The organism is Kitasatospora sp. NPDC057512, assembly GCF_042802135.1.
In the GTDB taxonomy this organism is placed as follows: Bacteria; Actinomycetota; Actinomycetes; order Streptomycetales; family Streptomycetaceae; genus Kitasatospora.
On the sequence record NZ_JBHVET010000547.1, the window covers coordinates 1 to 5,967 of the forward strand.

6 protein-coding genes are annotated in these 5,967 nt (G+C 74.4%); 4 read left to right on the forward strand and 2 right to left on the reverse strand.

Features of this window, described 5'->3' with window-relative positions; translation table 11 throughout:
- Positions 1-7: 7 nt before the first annotated feature.
- Positions 8-292 carry a hypothetical protein gene (locus ACFU6K_RS28710; protein ID WP_117484918.1) on the reverse strand — a complete coding sequence of 95 codons (285 nt, stop codon included), beginning with the start codon at positions 290-292 and terminating at the stop codon, positions 8-10.
- A gap of 109 nt (positions 293-401) precedes the next feature.
- The gene (locus ACFU6K_RS28715; protein ID WP_380667831.1) at positions 402-860 is read right to left on the reverse strand and encodes a MarR family winged helix-turn-helix transcriptional regulator; all 459 of its coding nucleotides are present in this window, start codon (positions 858-860) and stop codon (positions 402-404) included.
- A gap of 143 nt (positions 861-1,003) precedes the next feature.
- Here ACFU6K_RS28715 and ACFU6K_RS28720 point away from each other — a divergent pair, with 143 nt between their 5' ends.
- The 4 genes from ACFU6K_RS28720 to ACFU6K_RS28735 all read left to right on the forward strand — a co-directional run bounded on the left by ACFU6K_RS28720 (position 1,004) and on the right by ACFU6K_RS28735 (position 5,947).
- A complete protein-coding gene (locus ACFU6K_RS28720; RefSeq protein ID WP_380667833.1) occupies positions 1,004-2,260 on the forward strand; it encodes an alpha/beta hydrolase in 1,257 nt (418 codons plus the stop codon).
- Between the two features lie 125 nt (positions 2,261-2,385).
- Positions 2,386-2,919 carry a PadR family transcriptional regulator gene (locus ACFU6K_RS28725; RefSeq protein ID WP_380667835.1) on the forward strand — a complete coding sequence of 178 codons (534 nt, stop codon included), beginning with the start codon at positions 2,386-2,388 and terminating at the stop codon, positions 2,917-2,919.
- A complete protein-coding gene (locus ACFU6K_RS28730) occupies positions 2,916-3,602 on the forward strand; it encodes an ABC transporter ATP-binding protein (RefSeq protein ID WP_380667837.1) in 687 nt (228 codons plus the stop codon). Before ACFU6K_RS28725 ends, ACFU6K_RS28730 begins: the two co-directional genes overlap by 4 nt.
- Complete coding sequence (locus tag ACFU6K_RS28735; RefSeq protein ID WP_380667839.1) at positions 3,599-5,947, forward strand: FtsX-like permease family protein; 2,349 nt, start codon at positions 3,599-3,601, stop codon at positions 5,945-5,947. Before ACFU6K_RS28730 ends, ACFU6K_RS28735 begins: the two co-directional genes overlap by 4 nt.
- The last annotated feature ends 20 nt before the right edge of the window (positions 5,948-5,967 follow it).

Genomic DNA, 5,967 nt, shown 5'->3' on the forward strand with positions numbered 1-5,967 from the left:
GGCCGGGTTACGCCGGCCCGGGCGCGCGGGCCGCCGCGCCACCCTCGGCGTCGCGGCACGCCCCGCAGGTGTTCCAGCGCGGGCGGCCGGGCCCGGGGGAGCGGTGCGGGGCGAGGGTCATCTCGGAGGTGCGCAGGCCGCACAGGGTGAGCGGCCCGCAGACGCCCGAGGCCTCCGCGGGGGCGGCGTGCGCCATCCGTACCGGGTTCTCGGGGTCGGCCGGCACGCGGCCGGGGCCGAGGATCCGCACGTTGGTCGGCGTATCGGGTTCGAGCACGATGACGGTGTCCACGTCCACAACCTCGCCGCAACACCGCCCCCCTGCACCCGCACAGCGGCATCCGGCCCAGCCCCGGCGCCCCGGACGTCAGGGACGCCCCCCGCCCCGGCGGGTCAGGGCGTCACAGCCGGTCGTAGACGGCGGACAGCCGCTGCAGCACCTCGGCGGCCCGGTCGAGGGCGTCGTCGTCGTAGTCGCCCAGGTCGCCGTGCAGGGCGTCGGCCAGCGCCCGCTGGCGCTGGTCGTGCAGGGCCCGGCCGGTGTCGGTGAGGGCGACCAGGACGGAGCGCTTGTCCTCGGGCCGGCGGGTGCGGGTGACGTAGCCGGCCGCGACCAGGCCGTTGACCAGCTGGGTGGTGGCGGCGCCGGTGGTCTCGGTGCCTGCGGCGAGCCCGCCGATGCTGAGGGGGCCCTGTTCGGCCAGGGTGCGCAGGGCCCGGGCGTGGGTGAGGGAGAGCGCGCCCGGGGTGCGGGTGGCGCGTCCGCGCAGCCGGGCGTCGGCGGCGCTGAGGCGGTAGGCGGCGCGGGCCAGGCGGTCGAGCGCCCGGGCGCGGTCGTCGGTGGGTGGCGGCTCGGCCATGGTCGGTCCTCTTCGTCGGGTTGACAGCAGCCTAGCCTCGGGACTTAATAGCTAAGTACTTATTCATTAAGTACTTAGCCAATCGGATCCCGCCACGGGGTCCGCGACCGGATCCCCAGCCGGATCCCGTGAAGGAGACCGCCATGACCGTCCGTTCGACCGGCCAGAGCTGGGCCCTGGACATCGCCCTCGCCCAGGGCGGCTTCGACGCGCTGCACCCCGAGGCCGTCGGAACCATGGAGCAGCTCGGTCACGACCACACCGACTTCGCCAAGGTCTTCGCCCTGGTCAGGAGCGGCGCGATGCTGCCCAAGGCGTGGGCGACGGTGGCCGGGCAGGCCGAGGAGCGCGCCTCCCACCACGAGCGCGGCGGCTTCGCGCAGACCGCCGCCGACCTGTACCTGAGGGCGGCGGTGATGTGGGGCCGGGCGCAGTACTCGCTCTTCGACGCGGCCGACCCGCGCAAGGCGGCCATGCGCGAGCGCGCCAACCACTGCGTGGAGCGCCTGGGCGCGCTGCGCGAGGGCCGGGTGCGGCGGGTGGAGCTGGACTTCGAGGGCTCGCGGATCTTCGCCCTGCTGCACCTGCCGGCCGGGCCGGTCCGCAACGCGCCGGCCGTCATCCTCGGCCCCGGGATGGACATGATCAAGGAGGACTACATCTGGGCGGCCGAGCGCTACTACACCTCGCGCGGAATGGTCGCGCTGTCCATCGAGGGGCCGGGTCAGGGCGAGAGCCGCGCCGGCGGGCTGACCGTCGACCTCGGCAACTACGAGCGGGCGATCGGCCGCTACCTCGACCACCTGGCCGCGCTCCCGGAGGTCGACGCCGACCGGATCGGCATGTTCGGCATCTCGATGAGCGGCTACTGGGGCTCCCGGGCCGCCGCCGCCGACCGCCGCCTGGCCGCGCTCGCCGCCTTCGAGGCCGTCACCGGGGACTTCGCGACGATCTTCGAGCGCGCCCAGCCGACCTTCAAGAACAACTACATGTACATGGCCGGGTACACCGACGAGGAGGCCTTCGACCGCGACCTCGCCCACCGCATGCCGCTCGGCGACCTGGTGGCCGACATCGCCTGCCCGGTGCTCTACGGGATCGGCGAGTTCGACGAGCTCACCGACCTCGGCCAGGCCCTGGAGAGCTTCGAGCGCATCCGGGCGCCGAAGGAACTGCGGGTCTACGAGGACGAGTTCCACCCGCTCGGGGGAGTGGCGGCCGAGGTCTTCCGGTTCGGGGCGGAGTGGCTGGAGCGGGCCCTGGCCGGCGAGTTCGCCGACCCCGGACGGGACGTGCGCCACCACGTCCACCGCGACGGCCGCACCACCGACGGCAGCGCCGACCCCACCTGGTGGCTCGGCACCGCCCCCGCCCCGCTCACCGCACTGCGCCGCGGCTGACCCGCGCGGCCGGACGGCCACGCCCCGGGGCGCCTCCACGCCCCGGGGCGTTCCCCGGGCCCGGCGGCGGCCCCGCGCGCCCCGCTATACATGCCATGTATACATGGTGTGTATAGTCCTTGATCATGTCACTCGGACAGATGCTCCTCGGCTTCCTGGAAGCCCAGCCCCGCCACGGCTACGACATCAAACGCCTCTACGACGAGCACTTCGGCCGCGACCGCGCCCTGCACTACGGACAGGTGTACGCCACCCTCTCCCGCCTGCTGAAGAACGGCCTGGTCGTCGTCGAGGGCGTGGAAGCCGGCGGCGGCCCGGACCGCAAGCGCTACGCCATCACCGACGCCGGCGTCACCGACCTCGCCGACTGGCTCGCCCACCCCGAGGACCCGCAGCCGTACCTGCAGAGCACCCTCTACCAGAAGGTCGTGCTCGCCATCCTCACCGGCCGCTCCGCCGCCGACGTCCTCGACGCCCAACGCGCCGAACACCTGCGCACCATGCGCGAACTGACCCGCCGCAAACTCGCCGGCGACCTCGCCGACGAACTGATCTGCGACCACGCCCTGTTCCACCTCGAAGCCGACCTGCGCTGGCTCGAACTCACCGCCGCCCGCCTCGACGACCTCACCGCCCGCCTGACGGAGACCCCGCGTTGACCACCGCCGAACCCCTCCTCCACGCCCAGGACCTGCACAAGTCCTTCGGCCCCACCCCGGCCCTCGCCGGCGCCTCGCTCACCGTCGCCGCCGGCGAACTCGTCGCCGTCATGGGCCCCTCCGGCTCCGGCAAGTCCACCCTCCTGCACTGCCTCGCCGGCATCACCCGCCCCGACCAGGGCACCATCACCTACCAGGGCCGCTCCCTCACCACCAGCACCGACACCGAACTCAGCGCCCTGCGCCGCACCCACTTCGGCTTCCTCTTCCAGTTCGGCCAACTCGTCCCCGAACTCTCCTGCCTGGAGAACGTCGCCCTCCCGCTGCGCCTGAACGGCACCCGCCGCAAGGCCGCCGAAGCCCGCGCCGCCGAATGGCTGGAACGCCTGGAAGTGGCCGACACCGCCGCCAAACGCCCCGGCGAGGTCTCCGGCGGCCAGGGCCAACGCGTCGGCGCCGCCCGCGCCCTGATCACCGGCCCCAAAGCCGTCTTCGCCGACGAACCCACCGGCGCCCTCGACTCCCTCAACGGCGAACGCGTCATGAAACTGCTCACCCGCGCCGCCCGCGAGAGCGGCGCCGCCGTCGTCCTCGTCACCCACGACGTACGGGTCGCCGCCTACGCCGACCGCGAGATCGTCGTCCGCGACGGCCGCACCCGCGACCTGGCCACCACCCGGTGAGCGCCACCGACCCCCGGGTCCGCCGACCGCACCTGGACCAACTCGCCCTCGGCGCCCGACTCGCCGTCACCAGCGGACGGGACGGCTGGGGCCGCCTGCTGCTCACCGCCTGCGGCGTCGGCCTCGGCGTGGCCCTCCTGCTCTTCACCGCCTCCTTCCCCGGCATCGTCCACCACCGCGACCAGCGCCTCTACACCCAGAACGACACCTTCCGGGACGAGGACCTGCCCACCCCCGGCGACCGCACCGTCCTCGTCGCCACCGCCGACACCACCTTCCACGGCACCCCCGTCCGCGGCCGCGTCGTCCAGCCCGAAGGCCCCGACGCCGCACTCCCACCCGGCCTCGCCGCCTACCCGGCCCCCGGCACGATGGCCGTCTCCCCGGCCCTCGCCGACCTCCTCAAGGACCCCGCCAACCACCTGCTGCGCGAACGCCTGCCCTACCCCGTGACCGGCACCATCGGCCCCGCCGGACTGCTCGGACCCGGCCAGGCCGACTACGTCCTCGGTGGCGACCACCTCTCGGTCGACACCGGCGCCGTCCGGATCACCGCGTTCGGCCACTTCTCCCCGCCCAAACCCATGGACCCCAAGCTGGTCCTGCTCAACGCCGTCGGCCTGACCGTGATGCTCGCCCCGGTCGGCGTCTTCCTCGCCGCCGCCGCCCGCTTCGGCGGCGAACGCCGCGACCGCCGGCTCGCCGCACTGCGCCTGGGCGGCGCGGACCGCCGGATGACCGCCCGGATCGCCGCGGGGGAGTCCCTGGTGGGAACGGTGCTGGGCCTGGCCGCCGGAACGGCGCTCTTCCTCCTCGGCCGACAGCTCATCGGACGCGTCCGCCTCGCCGGATTCAGCTTCTACCCCGAGGACGTCGCACCCCAGCCCGCCATCGCCGCCGCGATCGCCGTCGTCGTCCCGCTCATGGCCGTCGGCGTCACCCTCCTCGCCATGCGCCGGGCCGCCCTCGATCCGCTCGGCACCGTCCGCCGCTCCACCCCCGGCCGCCGCCGGATCGGATGGCGCCTCATGCTGCCGCTGGCCGGCCTGTCCCTGACGGTCTTCGCCCTCACCCTCTCCGACCCGGCCCAGGGCACCCGCGGCTCACTCCTCGTCGCGTTCGGCGTACTGCTCACCCTCACCGGCGTCTGCACCCTCCTGCCCTGGCTCGTGGAAGCCGTCACCCGACGGGCCGGCGGCGGCGCCCTGTCCTGGCAACTCGCCACCCGCCGCCTGCAGACGGGCTCCGGACCGGCCGCCACCGCCGTCAGCGGCGTCGTCGTCGCCATCGCCGGCGCCATCGCCCTGCAGACGCTCTTCCTCGGCATCAGCACCCAGTACGAGCAGTACACCCGGCCCCAGCCCACCACCAGCCCCTACCGGCAGTCGGTGACCTTCCCCGGCGGCGCCCCCACCGCCGACGCCCTCGCCGACCGCCTCGCCCACAGCGCAGGGATCCAGGCCACCGCCGCCTACACCGAGTTCTCGCTGGAGAGCGCCACGGCCACGTCCTGGCAACTGCCCTCGGTCCGCATCGCCTCCTGCGCCGTCCTGCGCGGATTCGCGACCCTGCCCGACTGCAAGGACGGCGACGCCTTCGCCCTCCAGGGCCCGACCGCCCGCCCGGGCGTCGACCCCGTCGCGCCCGGAACGACCGTCCACGCCGCCTACTACCGCGGCACCGGCGAACCGGCCCCCTTCCCCCTGCCCGCCCCGACCGCCACCGTCACCCCCGTCCAGGACGCCGACCCCAACGGCCGCATCGGAGCCGGCCTGCTCCTGCTCACCCCCGCCGCCGTCCCCGCCGACGCCCTGCGCGGACAGCCGGCCACCGTCCTGGTCTCACTCGCCGACGCACTCCCGGACCCGAAGGAGCACCTCACCACCGCCGTCATGGCGATCGACCCCCAGGCCCGCACCGAATTCCCGCTCGACCCCGCCCCCGACGCCACCTACCTCGCCGTCAAGCGCCTGCTGACCGCCGGATCGGCGATCACCCTCCTGCTGGTCGCTCTCAGCCTGCTCGTCGGCCAGCTGGAACGCCTGCGCGAACAGCGCCGCGTCCTCGGCGTCCTGAACGCCGTCGGCACCCCCCGCCGCGTCCTGGCCCTGTCCGTCCTGTGGCAGACCCTGCTCCCGATGGCCCTCGGCCTGGCCCTGGCCATCGCCGCCGGCCTCCTGACCGGAACGGTCCTCCAGTACTCCTCCGGCGTCCCCCTGAACACCGACTGGGCCTCCCTGCTCGCCATGTCCGCCACCGCCGCGGGCGCGGTCCTCCTCACCACCGCCCTCGGCCTGCCCCAACTCCTGCGCCTGATGCGCCCGGACGCCCTGCGCCACGAATGACCCCGCCCCCGCCCGGACGG